The 18922-nt window shown below is 71.8% G+C and carries 17 protein-coding genes; 1 reads left to right on the forward strand and 16 read right to left on the reverse strand.

All coding sequences use genetic code 11. The features are described from left to right. Nucleotides 1-274: 274 nt before the first annotated feature. From AB0N31_RS09400 to pyrR, 14 genes are all read right to left on the reverse strand, one after another. Complete coding sequence (locus AB0N31_RS09400; RefSeq protein WP_366057803.1) at nucleotides 275-2446, reverse strand: primosomal protein N'; 2172 nt, start codon at nucleotides 2444-2446, stop codon at nucleotides 275-277. A 148-nt stretch (nucleotides 2447-2594) separates the two neighbouring features. After that, nucleotides 2595-3803, reverse strand: a complete 1209-nt coding sequence (gene metK, locus AB0N31_RS09405) for a methionine adenosyltransferase (RefSeq protein WP_366057805.1) — start codon at nucleotides 3801-3803, stop codon at nucleotides 2595-2597. A gap of 234 nt (nucleotides 3804-4037) precedes the next feature. Continuing rightward, nucleotides 4038-5240, reverse strand: coding sequence for a bifunctional phosphopantothenoylcysteine decarboxylase/phosphopantothenate--cysteine ligase CoaBC (coaBC, locus tag AB0N31_RS09410; protein WP_366057806.1), 1203 nt, complete (start codon nucleotides 5238-5240; stop codon nucleotides 4038-4040). Between the two features lie 121 nt (nucleotides 5241-5361). Continuing rightward, nucleotides 5362-5634 carry a DNA-directed RNA polymerase subunit omega gene (rpoZ, locus tag AB0N31_RS09415; RefSeq protein WP_003977348.1) on the reverse strand — a complete coding sequence of 91 codons (273 nt, stop codon included), beginning with the start codon at nucleotides 5632-5634 and terminating at the stop codon, nucleotides 5362-5364. A 51-nt stretch (nucleotides 5635-5685) separates the two neighbouring features. Next, entirely contained in the window at nucleotides 5686-6279 is a 594-nt protein-coding gene (gmk, locus tag AB0N31_RS09420; RefSeq protein WP_366057807.1) for a guanylate kinase, read from the reverse strand. Between the two features lie 60 nt (nucleotides 6280-6339). Continuing rightward, on the reverse strand, nucleotides 6340-6663 hold the full coding sequence (locus tag AB0N31_RS09425; RefSeq protein ID WP_073493500.1) for an integration host factor: 324 nt from the start codon (nucleotides 6661-6663) through the stop codon (nucleotides 6340-6342). Nucleotides 6664-6942: 279 nt separating this feature from the next. Further along, the gene (gene pyrF, locus AB0N31_RS09430) at nucleotides 6943-7785 is read right to left on the reverse strand and encodes an orotidine-5'-phosphate decarboxylase (protein ID WP_366057808.1); all 843 of its coding nucleotides are present in this window, start codon (nucleotides 7783-7785) and stop codon (nucleotides 6943-6945) included. After that, nucleotides 7782-8888, reverse strand: coding sequence for a quinone-dependent dihydroorotate dehydrogenase (locus AB0N31_RS09435; protein ID WP_366057809.1), 1107 nt, complete (start codon nucleotides 8886-8888; stop codon nucleotides 7782-7784). The genes pyrF and AB0N31_RS09435 overlap by 4 nt, the downstream gene beginning before the upstream one ends. A 62-nt stretch (nucleotides 8889-8950) precedes the next feature. After that, nucleotides 8951-12259: a carbamoyl-phosphate synthase large subunit gene (gene carB / locus AB0N31_RS09440; RefSeq protein ID WP_366057810.1), complete on the reverse strand. Its 3309-nt coding sequence runs from the start codon at nucleotides 12257-12259 to the stop codon at nucleotides 8951-8953. Beyond that, nucleotides 12252-13409 (reverse strand): glutamine-hydrolyzing carbamoyl-phosphate synthase small subunit, encoded by a 1158-nt coding sequence (gene carA / locus AB0N31_RS09445; protein WP_366057811.1) that lies wholly within the window; start codon nucleotides 13407-13409, stop codon nucleotides 12252-12254. Before carA ends, carB begins: the two co-directional genes overlap by 8 nt. Further along, a complete protein-coding gene (locus tag AB0N31_RS09450) occupies nucleotides 13406-13972 on the reverse strand; it encodes a hypothetical protein (RefSeq protein WP_366057812.1) in 567 nt (188 codons plus the stop codon). Before AB0N31_RS09450 ends, carA begins: the two co-directional genes overlap by 4 nt. After that, nucleotides 13969-15255, reverse strand: coding sequence for a dihydroorotase (locus AB0N31_RS09455; protein ID WP_366057813.1), 1287 nt, complete (start codon nucleotides 15253-15255; stop codon nucleotides 13969-13971). Before AB0N31_RS09455 ends, AB0N31_RS09450 begins: the two co-directional genes overlap by 4 nt. A gap of 5 nt (nucleotides 15256-15260) precedes the next feature. Then, complete coding sequence (locus tag AB0N31_RS09460; RefSeq protein WP_366057814.1) at nucleotides 15261-16241, reverse strand: aspartate carbamoyltransferase catalytic subunit; 981 nt, start codon at nucleotides 16239-16241, stop codon at nucleotides 15261-15263. A gap of 80 nt (nucleotides 16242-16321) precedes the next feature. Further along, nucleotides 16322-16933 (reverse strand): bifunctional pyr operon transcriptional regulator/uracil phosphoribosyltransferase PyrR, encoded by a 612-nt coding sequence (gene pyrR / locus AB0N31_RS09465; RefSeq protein ID WP_366057815.1) that lies wholly within the window; start codon nucleotides 16931-16933, stop codon nucleotides 16322-16324. 254 nt (nucleotides 16934-17187) lie between these two features. On the opposite strand from pyrR, the gene bldD reads away from it, so the two are divergent. After that, entirely contained in the window at nucleotides 17188-17688 is a 501-nt protein-coding gene (bldD, locus tag AB0N31_RS09470) for a transcriptional regulator BldD (protein ID WP_020128858.1), read from the forward strand. 230 nt (nucleotides 17689-17918) lie between these two features. Here bldD and nusB read toward each other — a convergent pair whose 3' ends face one another. Both nusB and efp read right to left on the reverse strand, forming a co-directional pair. Beyond that, the gene (gene nusB / locus AB0N31_RS09475) at nucleotides 17919-18350 is read right to left on the reverse strand and encodes a transcription antitermination factor NusB (RefSeq protein ID WP_363091379.1); all 432 of its coding nucleotides are present in this window, start codon (nucleotides 18348-18350) and stop codon (nucleotides 17919-17921) included. Nucleotides 18351-18352: 2 nt separating this feature from the next. Then, nucleotides 18353-18919 carry an elongation factor P gene (gene efp, locus AB0N31_RS09480; RefSeq protein ID WP_020117452.1) on the reverse strand — a complete coding sequence of 189 codons (567 nt, stop codon included), beginning with the start codon at nucleotides 18917-18919 and terminating at the stop codon, nucleotides 18353-18355. Nucleotides 18920-18922: the final 3 nt, after the last annotated feature.

Consider the following 18922-nt stretch of genomic DNA (forward strand, 5'->3'; position numbering starts at 1 on the left):
CTGCCCTCTCGGCGCGCCCGAGGGGGCAGACGCATGCCGGGGCCGGCCCGGCGGAGGCGTGTCGAGGCGGAGGAGAGCAGGGCGGCACGCCCCCGGAGCGGGCCGCAGGGCTTGGCCGACGTGCCTCGTGGGCCAGGTGCCTCGCGGGCCGCGGCCCGTGGTCCGGGCCCCGTGCAGGGTGCCCCGCAGCCCGGCCGCAGCCGGCCACCGTCGGCCGGCCACTGACAGCCCACCACCGACGGCCGACGGCGCACCCTCCCGCCCCGGCCGGCCGTCACCCGATGTCCGGCGGATCCACCCGCACCCACACCGCCCCCGAAGCCCCCTCGCCCCGCGAGGCCGCACCGCCCCGCGCCATCCGCGCGGCCTGCGCCGCCTTGAGCGCGGCGGCCAGGGCGGCCCCCTTCCCCGGCGGCACCCGGACCAGCGCCCGCTCCCACTGCTCGCCGGGCGGCGGCGCCCCCGGCCGCCGGGGCCGCCCCGCGGGAGTGACCGGCAGCGGGACGGGTCCCAGCAACTCGGCCTCCCGGGGCAGCTCCACGGAGCCGAGGAAAGCGGCCACCGCCTCCCCCGTCCCGGTGACGGCCGCCATCCGCGACACCGGGGGAAAGCCCAGTTCGGCCCGTTCCGACAGTTCGCGCACGGCATGTCCGACGGGGTCCCACCGCACCAGTGCCTGCACCGGTCGCAGGGTCGGTTCGGCGACGACGACCACGGTCCCCCCGTCGCCCTGCGGCCGTACCAGGGAGGCGGCCGCGATCCAGCGCCGCAGCGCGTCCTCCCCGGCCCGCAGGTCGGGCCGTCCGACCATGGCCCAGCCGTCCAGCAGCAGGGCCGCCGCGTATCCGCCCTCGGCGACGGGCTCCGCGCCCGGTGTGCTCACCACGAGCGCGGGTGTGCCCGGCACGGTGTCCAGCACCTGCTCCCGCCCGGACGTCCGCACCGGTACGGCGGGGAACGCCCGGCCCAGTTCCTCGGCGGTCCGCCGCGCCCCGACGACCTGCGCACGCAGCCGGAAGCCACCGCACTCCGGGCAGTGCCAGGCCCCCTCCTCGCGCCCGCACCAACCGCACCACAGCGCCCCGCCGTCCCGCGCCTCCAAGGGCCCGGAGCAGTGCCGGCACCGGGCGGGTGCCCGGCAGGCGGCGCACGCCATGCGCGGCACGTAGCCGCGCCGCGGCACCTGCACGAGCACGGGCCCGTGCCGCAGGCCCTCGCGGACGGCCTGCCAGGCGAGGCTGGGCAGCCGGGCGGCCCGGGCGGCCTCGTCCCGGGCGAGTTCCTGGTCCCCCACGGTCCGCACCAGCGGCGCGGCCCGGCGCACCTGCTCCCGGGTGGCCACCAGGGGCCGCGCCCACCCGCTCTCGACGAGCTGCGCCCCCTCGACGGTGCAGCTCCAACCTCCCGTCAGGAAGCCGCACTTGTCCTGCGCCGCCCGCAGCAGCAGCACGTCGCGCGCGTGCGGCTGCGGGGCATGCTGCTCGCTGTGGCTGTCGTCCCCGTCGTCCCACACCGCGACCAGTCCCAGGTCGCGCACCGGCGCGAACATGGCGGCCCGGGTCCCGACGACCGCCCGCACACTTCCGCGCCGCACCGCGAGCCACTCCCGGTACCGCTTCTCCGGCCCGGCGTCGGCGGTGAGCAGGGCGTGCCGCCCCTCGCCCAGCAGGGCCGTCAGAGCGCCGTCCACGCGCGCGGCGGCCCGTCCGTCCGGTACGACGACGAGGGCGCCGCGCCCCGAGGCCAGCGTCGCGGCGACGGCCCGCGCCAGCTCCTCGCTCCACTCAGGACCGGGCAGCGCGTTCCACACCGCCCTCGGGGACCCTCCCTGGGCCAGCGCGTCGAGGAACGCGGCCCCGTGCTCGTACCGCCCCCACGGGCCCGGTGACGGCGCCGGCGGCGGGGGGAGGGGGGCGGGCGAGGGCCGCTGCTCGGCCCGGGCGCTGCGCGGCGGCACGGCCAGCTGGAGCACGTCCGCCAGGCTGCCCGCGTACCGGTCGGCGACGGACCGCGCCAGCCCCAGCAGTTCCGGGCTCAGCACGGGCTCGGGCGACACGACCTGGGCGAGAGCGGCGAGCGGCCCGGCGTAGTCCGACTCGGCGAGCCGCTCGACGAGAAACCCGTCGATCAGCCCGCCGCCCTCACGGCGCCCCTCGCGCACCCGCCCGCGACCGGCCCCGAACCGCACCCGCACCCGCACGCCCGGCTGGGCGTCCGCGTCCAGCTCGGCCGGCACCGCGTAGTCGAAGTACCGGTCGAGATGCAGGACGCCCTTGTCGACGAGGACCCGCGCGACCGGCATCTCCTCGGCGAGCGCGGCCCCCCGCCAGGTCCGCGGCTTCGCCCGCGGCGCCTTGGCCTGCCGCACGCTCTCGCGGAGAAGCGCGAGCTGCTCCGGCGGCGCCCCGTCCCCGCCGCCCTCCCGCTGCCCGTTCTCGCTGCTCACGCCTGCATTCATACCAAACGCCGCTGACAACGGCCGCTTCCGAGCGCCCGCGTCGCCCGGCCCCGCCGGCCGCGGGGCGGCGCCGCGCAACGCCGAGGCCCGGCCTCCCTGGGGAAGCCGGGCCCGGTGAGTCGCGGTGACGGTGGCCTCAGAGGCCCGCCGCCTCCTTCAGCGCGGCCACGCGGTCCGTGCGCTCCCACGTGAAGTCGGGCAGCTCGCGGCCGAAGTGGCCGTACGCGGCGGTCTGGGCGTAGATCGGGCGGAGCAGGTCGAGGTCGCGGATGATCGCGGCCGGGCGGAGGTCGAAGACCTCGTCGATGGCCTTCTCGATCTTCTCGGGGTCGATCTTGTGCGTGCCGAAGGTCTCGACGAACAGACCGACCGGCTCGGCCTTGCCGATCGCGTACGCGACCTGGACCTCGCAGCGCGCGGCCAGGCCGGCGGCGACGACGTTCTTCGCGACCCAGCGCATCGCGTAGGCGGCGGAGCGGTCGACCTTGGACGGGTCCTTGCCGGAGAAGGCACCGCCGCCGTGGCGGGCGAAGCCGCCGTACGTGTCGATGATGATCTTGCGGCCGGTCAGACCCGCGTCGCCCATCGGGCCGCCGATCTCGAACCGGCCGGTGGGGTTGACCAGCAGACGGTAGTTCTCGGTGTCGATCTTGATGCCCTCGTCCAGCAGCGCCTTCAGCTCCGGCTCCACGACGAACTCGCGGATGTCGGGCGCGAGCAGCGAGTCCAGGTCGATGTCGGACGCGTGCTGCGAGGAGACGACGACGGTGTCCAGGCGGACCGCCTTGTCGCCGTCGTACTCGATGGTGACCTGGGTCTTGCCGTCGGGGCGCAGGTAGGGGATGGTGCCGTTCTTGCGGACGTCCGAGAGGCGCTTCGACAGGCGGTGGGCCAGGAAGATCGGGAGCGGCATCAGCGTCGGCGTCTCGTCGGACGCGTAGCCGAACATCAGGCCCTGGTCGCCCGCGCCCTGCCGGTCCAGCTCGTCGTCGTCACCCTCGACCCGCGTCTCGTACGCCGTGTCGACGCCCTGGGCGATGTCCGGGGACTGCGCGCCGATGGACACCGAGACGCCGCAGGAGGCGCCGTCGAAGCCCTTCTTCGAGGAGTCGTAGCCGATCTCCAGGATCTTGTCCCGGACCAGCTGCGGGATCGGCGCGTACGCCTTGGTGGTGACCTCACCGGCCACGTGCACCAGGCCGGTCGTGATCAGGGTCTCTACGGCGACCCGGGACGTCGGGTCCTCGCGCAGAAGCGCGTCGAGAATGGTGTCGCTGATCTGGTCAGCGATCTTGTCGGGGTGACCCTCGGTCACGGACTCCGAGGTGAACAGGCGACGGGACACAACGCTCCCTGGGGTTGCAGCGGCTGCTGGCTGATCATGGGCGGACGCGACGGGAGCTGCGCCCGGCGTCGTCCGACAACAGTTTATCGGTCGCGCTTCACCACCGGCCCACCTGTCTCGCCTCTCGGGAGCGCTGTGACCTGCGGCACAGGCATTCTGCCGAATGCCGGCCGCTGTTGGCCAGGGGTGCCACGCCGAACGGGCGAAGGCCGGGGGACCGTGCGCATCAAACAATCACTCCAGTCGCCGCGTCACCAGGTCCCACACGATTTCGGCCAGTGCTTCCTTGGGGCCGTGCGGGACGGGGGTCTCGCTGCCGTCGGCGCCCAGGACGACCGCCTCGTTCTCCTCCGAGCCGAAGGTCCTGCGCTCCCCCACCTCGTTGACGACCAGCAGATCGCAGCCCTTGCGGCGCAGTTTCGTCCGGCCGTTGGCCAGCACGTCGTCGGTCTCGGCGGCGAAGCCGACGACCACCTGGCCGGGGCGGGCGCGCTCGGCGGAGATCTCCGCAAGGATGTCCGGATTCCGCAGCAGGACGATGGGTTCCGGATCCTGCCCGTCCTTCTTCTTGATCTTGCCGGGCGCGTAGGCGGCGGGCCGGAAATCGGCGACCGCGGCCGCCATGACCACCGCGTCGGCGTCGGCCGCCGCCTTCAGCACCGCCTCGCGCAGCTGTACGGCGGTGCCGACCTGGACGACGTCGACGCCGGCGGGGTCGGGCAGCGCGGTGTTGGCCGCCACGAGCGTGACGCGGGCGCCGCGGGCGGCGGCGGTACGGGCGAGGGCGTAGCCCTGCTTGCCGGAGGAGCGGTTGCCGAGGAAGCGGACGGGGTCGAGAGGCTCGCGGGTGCCGCCCGCGCTGACGACGACGTGCCGCCCGGCCAGGTCGGGCTCCCGCGGTCCGCGGGCCAGGACGCGTCGGCAGACCTCGAAGATCTCGGCGGGGTCGGGCAGCCTGCCCTTGCCGGTGTCGACGCCGGTGAGCCGGCCGACGGCCGGTTCGACGACGACGGCACCGCGGCGGCGCAGCGTCGCCACGTTCTCCCGGGTGGCCGGGTGCTCCCACATCTCGGTGTGCATCGCCGGGGCGAAGACGACCGGACACCGGGCGGTGAGCAGGGTGTTGGTGAGCAGGTCGTCGGCCAGTCCGTGGGCGGCCCTGGCGAGCGTGTCGGCCGTGGCGGGGGCGACGACCACGAGGTCGGCGTGCTGGCCGATGCGGACGTGCGGTACCTCGTGGACGTCGTCCCAGACCTCGGTGGAGACCGGGTGGCCGGAGAGGGCGGACCAGGTGGCCGCGCCGACGAAGTGCAGGGCGGAGGCGGTGGGGACGACGCGCACGTCGTGGCCCGACTCGGTCAGCCTGCGCAGCAGCTCGCAGGCCTTGTAGGCGGCGATGCCACCGCTGACCCCGAGCACGACCTTGGGTTTGTCCACCGTCTCTCCCCGGACCTCGGAAACCGTACGCCGCAGCTCCCGGCGCATGGGTCCATCACACACCACAGGCCCGGCAGTCGCGCCGCCGGGCCTGTGGAAAACCTACTGCGAGCTGAAAATACTACTGAGCCGGGCCCTCAATGGCCTCGGACGTCAGCAGACCCGCGTTGATCTCCCGGAGCGCGATCGAGAGCGGCTTCTCGTGGACGTGGGTGTCGACGAGCGGACCGACGTACTCGAGGAGGCCCTCGCCGAGCTGCGAGTAGTACGCGTTGATCTGACGGGCCCGCTTGGCCGCGTAGATCACGAGGCTGTACTTCGAGTCGGTGGCCTCGAGGAGCTCGTCGATCGGCGGGTTGATGATGCCCTCGGGAGCGGAGATGGAAGAGGACACGCTCTACCTTCCGATAGGTGGGAAAAGACGGGCATGATCACACATTCGTGATCACACAACATCCATCAAGGCTAGCAGCTCGCGCGCCACGTCCTCGACGGAGGTGTTGACCAGGGTCTCGTCGAACTCCGGCTCGGCCGCGAGTTCGACCTTGGCCGCGTCCAGACGGCGGGCGATGACCTCGGGCGGCTCGGTGCCGCGGCCGGTGAGCCTGCGCACCAGTTCCTCCCAGGAGGGCGGGGCGAGGAACACCAGCTGGGCCTCGGGCATGGAGCCGCGGACCTGCCGCGCGCCCTGGAGGTCGATCTCGAGGAGGACGGGCTCGCCCGCCTCCAGGCGCTCCAGCACGGCCGCGCGCGGCGTGCCGTAGCGGTTGCCGGCGAACTCGGCCCACTCCAGCAGCTCGCCGTTGGCGATCAGCTTGTCCATCTCGTCGTCGGTGACGAAGAAGTAGTGGACGCCGTGCTTCTCGCCGGGGCGGGGCCTGCGGGTCGTCGCCGAGACCGAGAGCCAGACCTCGGGGTGTTCTTTGCGCATATGAGCGACGACCGTGCTCTTACCGACCCCGGAGGGGCCGGAGAGCACGGTCAGCCGCGGACGTGCGTCCGGGGGTTCGGGGGTCGTCCCCCGGGGTGTTACTGCCATGCAGCGATTATTCCAGCTGTCGCGCCGTGCCCGGGACGCTGTGCCCGGAGCACGTCGGACTCACTTGGCCGTGTCGCCGAACTCACGCTCCAGGGAGGCGATCTGGTTGGAGCCGAGACCGCGCACCCGGCGGCTCTCGGAGATGCCGAGCCGCTCCATGATCTGCTTGGCGCGGACCTTGCCCACGCCCGGCAGGGACTCCAGGAGCGCGGAGACCTTCATCTTGCCGACGACGTCATTCTCCTGGCCCTGCTTGATGACCTCGTGAAGGGAGGCGCCGGAGTGCTTGAGTCGATTCTTGACCTCGGCCCGCTCCCGGCGAGCCGCGGCGGCCTTTTCGAGCGCGGCTGCGCGCTGTTCGGGGGTAAGGGGCGGAAGAGCCACGCCTACGTCACCTCGGATGTCGAACTGTCGGATACGGACCGGTGAGGAACCTAGTCGCCCCACACCTGGAGAGCCACGAGCAACACGGTTGCCCGTTGACCCTCCGCTCGGAGACTAGCGGCCAACACCGCCAGAGTCAGCGAGAACAGCGGAAAAGTCCTGGTCAGCCTCAGCCGGGATGGACATTTAAGACAAATTGCCCCGGATTTGGGAATGTATTCAGGCTCAAGTCGGTCCGCGGCCGTCCGGCAGGGGTGCCGGCCGGACGGCCGCGGGCGGTCAGGCGGCCTCGACCGCGGCCCTGACCTGTTGCGCAAACCGGTCCGCGGCGTCACGCAGCGCGACCACGTCGGGACCGTGGCGCAGCACCCCGCGGCTGACGTTCGGCACGACGTTGCGCACCGCGGCCCCGAAGACGTGCGGCAGGTCCGCCGGCGTGGCCCCCTGGGCGCCGATGCCGGGCGCGAGGATCGGGCCGTTGATGTCGAGGTCGTACGTCGACAGGTCACCGAGCGTCGCGCCGACGACCGCGCCGAAGGAGCCCAGCGGCTCCTCCCCGGCGTTCTCGGCCGCCAGGTGCGCCAGCATCGTCGCGCCGACGGTACGGCCGTCCGCGCGCACCGCGTGCTGGACCTCGCCGCCCTCCGGGTTGGAGGTGAGCGCCAGCACGAAGAGTCCGGCGCCGCTCTCGCGCGCGAGGGCCACGGCCGGCGAGAGCGACCCGTAGCCGAGGTACGGCGACACGGTCAGCGCGTCCGAGAAGAGCGGGGCGTCCTTGCGCAGGAAGGACTCGGCGTAGGCGGCCATGGTGGAGCCGATGTCGCCGCGCTTGGCGTCCATCACGACCAGGGCGCCGGCCGCCCGCGCCTCCTCGACCGACCTCTCCAGGACGGCGACCCCGCGCGAGCCGAACCGTTCGAAGAAGGCGCTCTGCGGCTTCAGGACGGCGACCCGGTCGGCCATGGCCTCGACGACCGTCCGGCTGAACCGCTCCAGACCGGCGACGGTGTCGTCCAGGCCCCACTCGGCGAGCAGCGAGGCGTGCGGGTCGATGCCGACGCACAGCGGGCCGCGCTCGTCCATGGCGCGGCGCAGGCGGGCGCCGAAGGGTTCCAGGGTCATGCCGTCTTCCTCACGTCGGCGCCGACCGCGTCGGCGAGGGTGGCGTACGGGCTGGTGCGCAGGCGGGCTGCGAGCCCCTTGTGGATCGCGCGGGCCCAGAAGGGCCCCTCGTAGACGAAGGCGCTGTAGCCCTGGACGAGGGTGGCTCCCGCCAGGATGCGCTCCCAGGCGTCCTCGGCGGTCTCGACGCCGCCGACGCCCACCAGGGTGATGCGGTCGCCCACGCGCGCGTAGAGGCGCCGCAGGACCTCGAGGGAGCGCGCCTTGAGCGGTGCCCCCGACAGACCGCCGGTCTCCTGCACCAGGGCGGGTGACGAGGTCAGGCCGAGGCCCTCGCGCGCGATGGTGGTGTTCGTGGCGATGATCCCGTCCAGGCCCAGCTCCACGGCGAGGTCGGCGACGGCGTCCACGTCCTCGTCGGCGAGGTCGGGGGCGATCTTCACCAGCAGCGGCACCCGTCGGTGGGCGACCGTGCGGTCGGCGGCCTCCCGCACGGCGCTCAGCAGCGGCCGCAGCGCCTCGGTGGCCTGGAGGTTGCGCAGCCCCGGTGTGTTCGGGGAGGAGACGTTGACGACCAGGTAGTCGGCGTACGGCGCGAGCCGCTCGGCCGACTTCACGTAGTCGGCTACCGCCTCGGCCTCCGGCACGGCCTTGGTCTTGCCGATGTTGACGCCGACGACGGTTTTGAACACGGGCTCGCGGGAGGCCAGGCGCGCGGCGACGGTCAGCGAGCCGTCGTTGTTGAAGCCCATGCGGTTGATCAGTGCCCGGTCGGCGACCAGGCGGAACAGCCGCTTCCGGGGGTTGCCGGGCTGCGCCTCCCCGGTGACCGTGCCGATCTCGACGTGGTCGAAGCCCACCATCGCCATGCCGTCGACGGCGACGGCGTTCTTGTCGAAGCCGGCGGCGAGCCCGAAGGGGCCGTGCATGCGCAGGCCGAAGGCCTCGGTGCGCAGTTCCCGGTGGCGGGGGGCGAGGGCGGCCGCGACGAACGTGCGGAGCACCGGGATCCGGGCGGCGAGCCGGATCCAGCGGAAGGCCAGGTGGTGGGCCTTCTCCGGGTCCATCCGGGAGAAGACCAGACGGAAGAAGAGCTGGTACATGACTGTGTCCTCGAAGACCTCATACAGAGGGGGACACCGTTTCCGGTGTCCCCCTGGGGCTGTTAGTCGCGGGCCGCGGTCAGATGCTCGGCGTGTTCCTGGAGGGAACGCACCCCCACATCCCCGTGGTTGAGGGCGTCGATGCCCTGGACGGCGGCGGCGAGCGCCTGGACCGTCGTCAGGCAGGGCACCGAGCGCGCCACGGCCGCCGTACGGATGTCGTAACCGTCGAGACGGCCACCGGTGCCGTACGGGGTGTTGACGATGAGGTCGACCTGACCGTCGTGGATGAGCTGGACGATGGTCTTCTCGCCGTTCGGGCCCACGCCCTCGGACTGCTTGCGCACGACCGTGGCGTTGATGCCGTTGCGCCTGAGGACCTCGGCGGTGCCGGAGGTGGCGAGCAGCTCGAAGCCGTGGGCGACCAGCTCGCGCGCCGGGAAGATCATCGACCGCTTGTCGCGGTTGGCGACCGAGATGAACGCGCGGCCCTTGGTGGGCAGCGGGCCGTAGGCGCCCGCCTGCGACTTGGCGTACGCCGTGCCGAAGACGGAGTCGATGCCCATGACCTCGCCGGTGGAGCGCATCTCCGGGCCCAGGATGGTGTCGACGCCGCGGCCGGAGGTGTCGCGGAAGCGGGTCCACGGCATCACGGCCTCCTTGACGGAGATCGGCGCGTCCAGCGGCAGCTCGCCGCCGTCACCGGTCGCCGGGAGCAGCCCCTCGGCGCGCAGTTCGGCGATGGTCGCGCCCAGGGAGATCCGGGCGGCGGCCTTGGCCAGCGGCACCGCGGTCGCCTTCGAGGTGAAGGGGACGGTGCGGGACGCGCGCGGGTTGGCCTCCAGGACGTAGAGGATGTCCCCGGCCATCGCGAACTGGATGTTGATCAGACCGCGGACGCCCACCCCGCGCGCGATGGCCTCCGTGGAGGCCCGCAGGCGCTTGATGTCGAAGCCGCCGAGGGTGATCGGGGGCAGGGCGCACGCCGAGTCGCCGGAGTGGATGCCGGCCTCCTCGATGTGCTCCATGACGCCGCCGAGGTACAGCTCCTCGCCGTCGTAGAGCGCGTCGACGTCGATCTCGATGGCGTCGTCGAGGAAGCGGTCGACGAGGACCGGCCGGGTGGGGCTGATCTCGGTCGACTCGGCGATGTAGGCGGACAGCCGGGTCTCGTCGTAGACGATCTCCATGCCGCGGCCGCCGAGGACGTACGACGGACGGACGAGGACCGGGTAGCCGATCTCGTCGGCGATGGCCTTGGCACCGGCGAAGGTGGTGGCGGTGCCGTGCTTCGGCGCCGGCAGGCCGGCCTCGGCGAGGACGCGTCCGAAGGCGCCCCGGTCCTCGGCCGCGTGGATCGCCTCGGGGGGCGTGCCGACGATCGGCACGCCGTTGTCCTTGAGCGCCTGCGCCAGGCCCAGCGGGGTCTGGCCGCCGAGCTGGACGACGACACCGGCGATCGGGCCGGCCTGTGCCTCCGCGTGGACGATCTCCAGCACGTCCTCGAGCGTCAACGGCTCGAAGTACAGGCGGTCGGAGGTGTCGTAGTCGGTGGAGACGGTCTCCGGGTTGCAGTTGACCATCACGGTCTCGTACCCGGCGTCGGACAGCGCGAAGGAGGCGTGCACGCAGGAGTAGTCGAACTCGATGCCCTGGCCGATGCGGTTCGGGCCGGAGCCCAGGATGATGACGGCCGGCTTCTCGCGGGTCGCGACCTCGCTCTCCTCGTCGTAGGAGGAGTAGAAGTACGGCGTCTTCGCCGCGAACTCGGCGGCGCAGGTGTCGACCGTCTTGTAGACGGGGCGGACGCCCAGCGCGTGCCGGACCTCGCGGACGACGTCCTCGCGCAGGCCGCGGATCTCGGCGATCTGCTGGTCGGAGAAGCCGTGCCGCTTGGCCTCGGCGAGCAGGTCGCCGTCGAGGCGGTCGGCGGCGGCCAGCTCGTCCGCGACCTCCTTGATCAGGAACAGCTGGTCGACGAACCAGGGGTCGATCTTCGTGAACGCGAAGACCTCCTCCGGGGTGGCGCCCGCGCGGATGGCCTGCATGACGGTGTTGATCCGGCCGTCGGTGGGACGGACGGCCTCCGTCAGGAGCTGCTGCTTGTCACCGGGCTCGCCGACGAACGTGAACTGGCTGCCCTTCTTCTCCAGCGAGCGCAGCGCCTTCTGGAAGGCCTCGGTGAAGTTGCGGCCGATGGCCATGGCCTCGCCGACGGACTTCATGGTGGTCGTCAGCGTCGAGTCCGCGCTCGGGAACTTCTCGAAGGCGAAGCGGGGGGCCTTGACGACCACGTAGTCGAGCGTGGGCTCGAAGGAGGCCGGGGTCTCCTGGGTGATGTCGTTCGGGATCTCGTCGAGGGTGTAGCCGACGGCGAGCTTGGCCGCGATCTTCGCGATCGGGAAGCCGGTCGCCTTGGAGGCCAGCGCCGACGAGCGGGACACGCGCGGGTTCATCTCGATGACGATGACCCGGCCGTCCTCGGGGTTCACCGCGAACTGGATGTTGCAGCCGCCGGTGTCCACGCCGACCTCGCGGATCACGGCGATGCCGACGTCGCGCAGGATCTGGTACTCGCGGTCGGTCAGCGTCATCGCGGGCGCGACGGTGATCGAGTCGCCGGTGTGCACGCCCATGGGGTCGAAGTTCTCGATGGAGCAGACGACCACGACGTTGTCGTGCTTGTCGCGCATCAGCTCCAGCTCGTACTCCTTCCAGCCGAGGATGGACTCCTCCAGGAGCACCTCGGTGGTCGGCGAGAGCGTGAGGCCCTGGCCGGCGATGCGGCGCAGCTCCTCCTCGTCGTGGGCGAAGCCGGAGCCGGCGCCGCCCATGGTGAAGGAGGGGCGGACGACGACCGGGTAGCCGCCCAGCTCGTCGACGCCGGCGAGGACCTCGTCCATCGTGTGGCAGATGACGGAGCGGGCGGACTCACCGTGGCCGATCTTGCGGCGGACCTCCTCCACGACGTCCTTGAACCGGTCGCGGTCCTCGCCCTTGTGGATGGCCTCCACGTTGGCGCCGATCAGCTCGACGCCGTACTTGTCCAGGACGCCGTTCTCGGAGAGCGCGATGGCGGTGTTGAGGGCCGTCTGACCGCCCAGGGTGGGCAGCAGGGCGTCCGGCCGCTCCTTGGCGATGATCTTCTCGACGAACTCCGGGGTGATCGGCTCGACGTAGGTGGCGTCGGCGATCTCCGGGTCGGTCATGATCGTCGCCGGGTTGGAGTTGACGAGGATCACGCGCAGGCCTTCGGCGCGCAGGACGCGGCACGCCTGGGTGCCGGAGTAGTCGAACTCGGCTGCCTGTCCGATGACGATCGGGCCGGAGCCGATGACCAGGACGGACTGGATATCGGTGCGCTTAGGCACGCTGGCCCTCCATCAGGGAAACGAAGCGGTCGAACAGGTAGGCGGCGTCGTGCGGGCCCGCCGCCGCTTCGGGGTGGTACTGGACGGAGAAGGCCGGCTGGTCGAGCAGCTGGAGCCCCTCCACGACGTCGTCGTTGAGGCAGACGTGGGACACCTCGGCGCGGCCGAACTCGGTGTCGCTGACCTTGTCGAGCGGCGCGTCCACGGCGAACCCGTGGTTGTGCGCGGTGACCTCGACCTTGCCGGTCGTACGGTCCTGGACCGGCTGGTTGATGCCGCGGTGGCCGTACTTCAGCTTGTAGGTGCCGAAGCCGAGGGCGCGGCCGAGGATCTGGTTGCCGAAGCAGATGCCGAACAGGGGCGTCCGGCGCCGGAGCACCTCGCTCATCAGTTCCACGGGGCCGTCGGCGGTGGCCGGGTCGCCCGGGCCGTTGGAGAAGAACACGCCGTCCGGGCCGACGGCGTACACCTCGTCCGCCGTGGCGGTCGCGGGCAGCACGTGCACCTCGATGCCGCGCTCGGCCATGCGGTGCGGGGTCATGCCCTTGATGCCGAGGTCGATGGCGGCGACGGTGAACCGCTTCTCGCCGACCGCGGGGACGACGTACGCCTCCTTGGTGGCGACCTCCTCGTAGAGGCTCGCGCCCTTCATGTGCGGCTGGGCCTGCACGCGGGCGAGCAGCTCGGGCTCGGCCGCGATCGCCTCGCCGGAGAAGATGCCGGCGCGCATGGAGCCGCGCTCGCGCAGGTGACGGGTGAGGGCGCGGGTGTCGATGCCGGAGATGCCGACGACCCCCTGCGCGACCAGCTCGTCGTCCAGGGAGCGCCTGGAGCGCCAGTTGGACGGTACGCGCGCGGGGTCGCGGACGACGTAGCCGGAGACCCAGATGCGGCCCGACTCGTCGTCCTCGTCGTTCCAGCCGGTGTTGCCGATCTGCGGCGCGGTCGCCACGACGATCTGACGGTCGTAGGAGGGGTCGGTCAGGGTCTCCTGGTAGCCGGTCATGCCGGTGGAGAACACCGCTTCGCCGAAGGTCTCCCCCACGGCCCCGTAGGCACGGCCGCGGAAGGTGCGGCCGTCCTCCAGGACGAGTACGGCGGGAGCCGCCTTGTGCCTCTGCGAGGCGATCCCCTGGATGGAGGTCGTCATCGTGCGCCTTCCGTTTCCCTCTTGTTGATCATGGAGTTGATGGCCTCGACCCACTCGGTGTGCTCGGCCGCGTGGTCCGAGCGGAAACCGGAGTCGATCAGTGTTCCGCCGTGCTCCCAGGTCACCAGGAGCAGTCCGCCCTCGGTGAGGACCTTGCCGGCGATGCCCTTGCCGAGCACCGCCTCGCGCAGCGCGTCGGCCGGGACGAAGAAGTCGTTGGCGCCGGGGCGCACGACGTGCAGTCCCGCGTCCGTCAGGGTGAGCTCGACCCGGCTGCGGGTGCCCAGTCCGTGCGCCACGATGCGGTCCAGCCACTGGCCTGCGGTGGTGGAGCCGTGGTAGCGGCCGCTCATCGACAGCACAGTCGGTTTCGCCTCGCCGGGCGCGGCGGGCAGCTCCGGCAGGTCGCCCTGGAGCGTGCCGCGCCACTTCCAGCCCTCGCGCATCAGCCAGTAGACGAGCGCGACGAAGAGGCCGAGGCCGACGACCCAGCCGACGCGGGCGGCCCAGTCGGTCACTTCGGCCGATTCCCTCTCGGCCGCGAGCAGGATTACAGGTGTCACGTGAGCTTCCCGTCGACGAGCGTGGCCTTGCCCCGGAGCCAGGTGTGCGTCACACGGCCCGGCAGCTCGCGCCCCTCGTACGGGGTGTTCCGGCTGCGCGAGGCGAGGCCCGCGGGGTCCACCCGCCCACGGTATGCCGTGTCGACGAGCGTGAGGTTGGCGGGCTCACCAGCCGAGACGGGGCGGCCGTGCCCCTGGGCCCGTCCGATGCGGGCCGGCGCGAAGGACATGCGGTCGGCGACCTGGGCCCAGTCCAGCAGGCCCGTCTCCACCATCGTCTCCTGGACCACCGACAGCGCGGTCTCCAGGCCGACCATGCCCATGGCGGCCGCGGCCCACTCGCAGTCCTTGTCCTCGTGCGGGTGCGGGGCGTGGTCGGTGGCGACGATGTCGATGGTGCCGTCGGCGAGCGCCTCGCGCAGGGCGCGCACATCGCGTTCGGTGCGCAGCGGCGGGTTCACCTTGTAGACCGGGTCGTAGGAGCGCACCAGTTCGTCGGTGAGGAGGAGGTGGTGCGGGGTGACCTCGGCGGTGACGTCGATGCCGCGGGACTTGGCCCAGCGGACGATCTCGACGGAGCCGGCGGTGGACAGGTGGCAGATGTGGACGCGGGAGCCGACGTGCTCGGCGAGCAGCACGTCCCGCGCGATGATCGACTCCTCGGCGACGGCCGGCCAGCCCCCGAGCCCCAGCTCGGCGGAGACGACACCCTCGTTCATCTGGGCGCCCTCGGTCAGCCGCGGTTCCTGCGCGTGCTGGGCGACGACTCCGCCGAAGGCCTTCACGTACTCCAGCGCGCGGCGCATGATCACCGCGTCGTCCACGCACTTGCCGTCGTCGGAGAAGACGGTGACGCCGGCGGCGGACTCGTGCATCGCCCCCAGCTCGGCGAGCTTCCTGCCCTCCAGGCCGACGGTGACGGCGCCGATCGGCTGCACGTCGCAGTAGCCGTGCTCCCTGCCCAGTCGCCAGACCTGTTCGACGACGCCGGCGGTGTCCGCGACGGGGAAGGTGTTGGCCATGGCGAAGACGGCCGTGAAACCGCCGCTCGCGGCGGCGCGGGTGCCGGTCAGGACGGTCTCGGAGTCCTCGCGGCCCGGCTCGCGCAGATGGGTGTGCAGGTCGACGAGGCCCGGCAGCAGCACCTTGCCCCCGGCCTCGACGACCTCGGCGCCCTCGGCGGACAGCCCGCTGCCGACGGCCTCGACGACATCGCCGTCGATCAGGACGTCCTGCGGCTCGCCGCCGAGGACCCGCGCACCACGGATAAGGGTCTTGCTCATGGTTCTTACTTCTCCTCGGTGGTACGGGCGTGGCTGACGGCGGGTTCGTTCCCGCCCAGGAGCAGGTAGAGGACGGCCATCCGGATCGACACTCCGTTGGCGACCTGTTCGACGACGGTGCAGCGGTCGGAGTCGGCGACCTCGGCGGTGATCTCCATGCCGCGGACCATCGGGCCGGGGTGCATCACGATGGCGTGCTCGGGCATCCGCGCCATCCGGTCGCCGTCGAGGCCGTAGCGCCGCGAGTACTCGCGCTCGGTCGGGAAGAACGCGGCGTTCATCCGCTCGCGCTGGACGCGCAGCATCATCACGGCGTCGGACTTGGGCAGCGTGCTGTCGAGGTCGTACGACACCTCGCAGGGCCAGGTCTCGACGCCGACCGGCACCAGGGTGGGCGGAGCGACGAGGGTGACCTCGGCGCCGAGGGTGTGCAGCAGGTCGACGTTGGAGCGGGCGACCCGGCTGTGCAGGACGTCTCCGACGATGGTGATCCGCTTGCCGGACAGGTCCTGGCCGAGCCCGGCGTCGCGGCCGACGAGCCTGCGGCGCATGGTGAAGGCGTCCAGCAGCGCCTGGGTGGGGTGCTGGTGGGTGCCGTCGCCGGCGTTGACGACGGCCGCGTCGATCCACCCGGAGGTGGCGAGGCGGTACGGCGCTCCGGAGGCGCCGTGCCGGATGACGACGGCGTCGACGCCCATGGCCTCCAGGGTCTGGGCGGTGTCCTTGAGCGACTCGCCCTTGGAGACGCTGGAGCCCTTGGCGGAGAAGTTGATGACGTCCGCGGACAGGCGCTTCTCGGCGGCCTCGAAGGAGATCCGGGTCCGGGTGGAGTCCTCGAAGAAGAGGTTGACGATCGTGCGGCCGCGCAGGGTCGGCAGTTTCTTGATGGGCCGGTCCGCCACCCGGGCCATCTCCTCGGCGGTGTCGAGGACATGGACGGCGTCGTCGCGGGTGAGGTCGGCGGCCGAGATGAGATGACGCTGCATCTGTCAGGCTCCGTAAGGCATGGGGAGTTTTCGGGCATGCGGGTGCGTGGAGGCACGCACTCGGGGCGTACGCCGGAGTGCTAGTGCTGTGCGCCCGGGGCGGTCCGGCGGACACCGAGCAGCACGGTGTCGCGACCGTCCTCCTCGGCCAGCTGGACCTTGACCGTCTCCCGCAGCGACGTGGGGAGGTTCTTGCCGACGTAGTCGGCGCGGATGGGCAGTTCGCGGTGACCGCGGTCGACGAGGACCGCGAGCTGCACCGCGCGGGGGCGCCCGATGTCGTTCAGGGCGTCGAGGGCGGCGCGGATGGTGCGGCCGGAGAAGAGCACGTCGTCGACGAGAACGACCAGCTTGCCGTCGATCCCGTCGCCGGGGATCTCGGTGCGGGCGAGCGCGCGCGGCGGGTGCATGCGCAGGTCGTCGCGGTACATGGTGATGTCGAGGGAGCCGACCGGGATCTTGCGGTCGGTGATCTGCTCGAGCTTGGCGGCGAGCCGGCGGCCGAGGAAGACGCCCCGGGTCGGGATGCCGAGGAGGACCACGTCGTCGGCGCCCTTGGCGCGCTCGACGATCTCGTGGGCGATGCGGGTCAGCACCCGCGCGATGTCGGGGCCCTCGAGGACGGGCCGAGCGTCCTGGGCGGCGTGCGGACCCTGGGGGTCTCGCCCGTCCTGATTGTCGTACGTGTCCATAGGAAACGGACCTCCTTCTCCGCCTCACGGGACGGACCTTAAAGGACGTCGGATTTGCGCCATCCACGGTAGCAGGCCGAGGAGGCGCCTCCGTTCACCCCTTTGGCCCAATGGGCCGCGGATACCACGGAAGAGTCGGTGTGGACCATTCGGCTTGACGCAGAAGAATCACGCTGCGTAACCTCACAGTGAGTTACCAGCCGCGCGGCATGGAAACCTCACCCAGTCGCGTCGACCCAGTGCCGGGGAGCTATATGTCCAGCGAATACGCCAAACAGCTCGGGGCCAAGCTCCGGGCGATCCGCACCCAGCAGGGCCTTTCCCTCCACGGTGTCGAGGAGAAGTCCCAGGGACGGTGGAAGGCGGTCGTGGTCGGTTCGTACGAGCGCGGCGACCGCGCCGTCACCGTGCAGCGCCTTGCGGAGCTGGCCGATTTCTACGGTGTCCCCGTGCAGGAGCTGCTCCCGGGCACCACTCCGGGCGGTGCCGCCGAGCCGCCGCCGAAGCTGGTCCTGGACCTGGAGCGGCTGGCCCACGTGCCGGTCGAGAAGGCCGGTCCCCTCCAGCGGTACGCGGCCACGATCCAGTCGCAGCGCGGCGACTACAACGGCAAGGTGCTCTCGATCCGCCAGGACGACCTGCGCACGCTCGCCGTCATCTACGACCAGTCGCCCTCGGTCCTGACCGAGCAGCTGATCAGCTGGGGCGTCCTGGACGCGGACGCGCGCCGCGCCGTCTCCCACGAGGAGGGCTGAGCGCCGCGGCGCCTCAGCAGAAACGTGCCGCCGGGGCGGCCGGACCGAAAGGTTCCGGCCGCCCCGGCGGCTTTGCCCCGGCCTGTGCAGCCCTTTGAGCATGTGGAGCTCCAGGGGCCCCTGGGGCTCCAGGAGTCTCAGCGGTCCCCGGGGAACGCCGACGGGCCGGGACATGCCGGAGGGCCCGCGGACGTGCTGTCCACGGGCCCTCCGGCGTCGGCGGTAACCGCTCACGCCTCCCGGCGCAGCGACGGCTTGAGCTCCTTCAGCCGGCCGAGCAGGCCGTTCACGAACGAGGGCGACTCGTCCGTGGAGAACTCCTTCGCCAGCTGCACCATCTCGTCGAGGACGACGGCGTCCGGGGTCTCGTCGACCCAGATCAGCTCGTACGCGCCGAGCCGCAGGATGTTGCGGTCGACGACCGGCATCCGGTCGAGCGTCCAGCCGACCGAGTACTGGGAGAGCAGCTCGTCGATGCGCCGCGCGTGCTCCGCGAAGCCCTCGACCAGCTGCATCGTGTACTCGCTCACCGGAGGCTGCCGGGTGTCGGCCCGGGAGAGCCGGATCCAGTCCGCGAGGACCGTCAGGACGTCGGCGCCGCGCTGGTCGCCCTCGAAGAGGATCTGGAAGGCGCGCTTGCGGGCCGTGTTGCGGGCAGCCACGGTTAGCTGTTCACCCGGCCGAGGTAGTCGCTCGTACGGGTGTCGACCTTGATCTTCTCACCGGTGGTGATGAAGAGCGGGACCTGGATCTGGTGACCGGTCTCCAGGGTGGCGGGCTTGGTGCCACCGGTGGAGCGGTCGCCCTGGAGGCCGGGCTCGGTCTCCTGGACGACGAGCTCGACGGCGGCCGGCAGCTCGACGAAGAGCACCTCGCCCTCGTGCTGCGCGACGGTGGCCGTGAAGCCCTCGATCAGGAAGTTGGCGGCGTCACCGACGGCCTTGCGGTCGACCATGAGCTGGTCGTAGGTCTCCATGTCCATGAAGACGAAGTACTCGCCGTCCATGTAGGAGAACTGCATGTCGCGCTTGTCGACAGTGGCCGTCTCGACCTTGACGCCGGCGTTGAAGGTCTTGTCGACCACCTTGCCGGACAGCACGTTCTTGAGCTTGGTGCGCACGAAGGCCGGGCCCTTGCCGGGCTTGACGTGCTGGAACTCGACGACGGACCAGAGCTGGCCGCCTTCGAGCTTGAGCACCAGGCCGTTCTTGAGGTCGTTCGTGGAAGCCACGGT

It is taken from the genome of Streptomyces sp. NPDC051051 (assembly GCF_040682975.1).
Classification (GTDB): Bacteria; Actinomycetota; Actinomycetes; order Streptomycetales; family Streptomycetaceae; genus Streptomyces.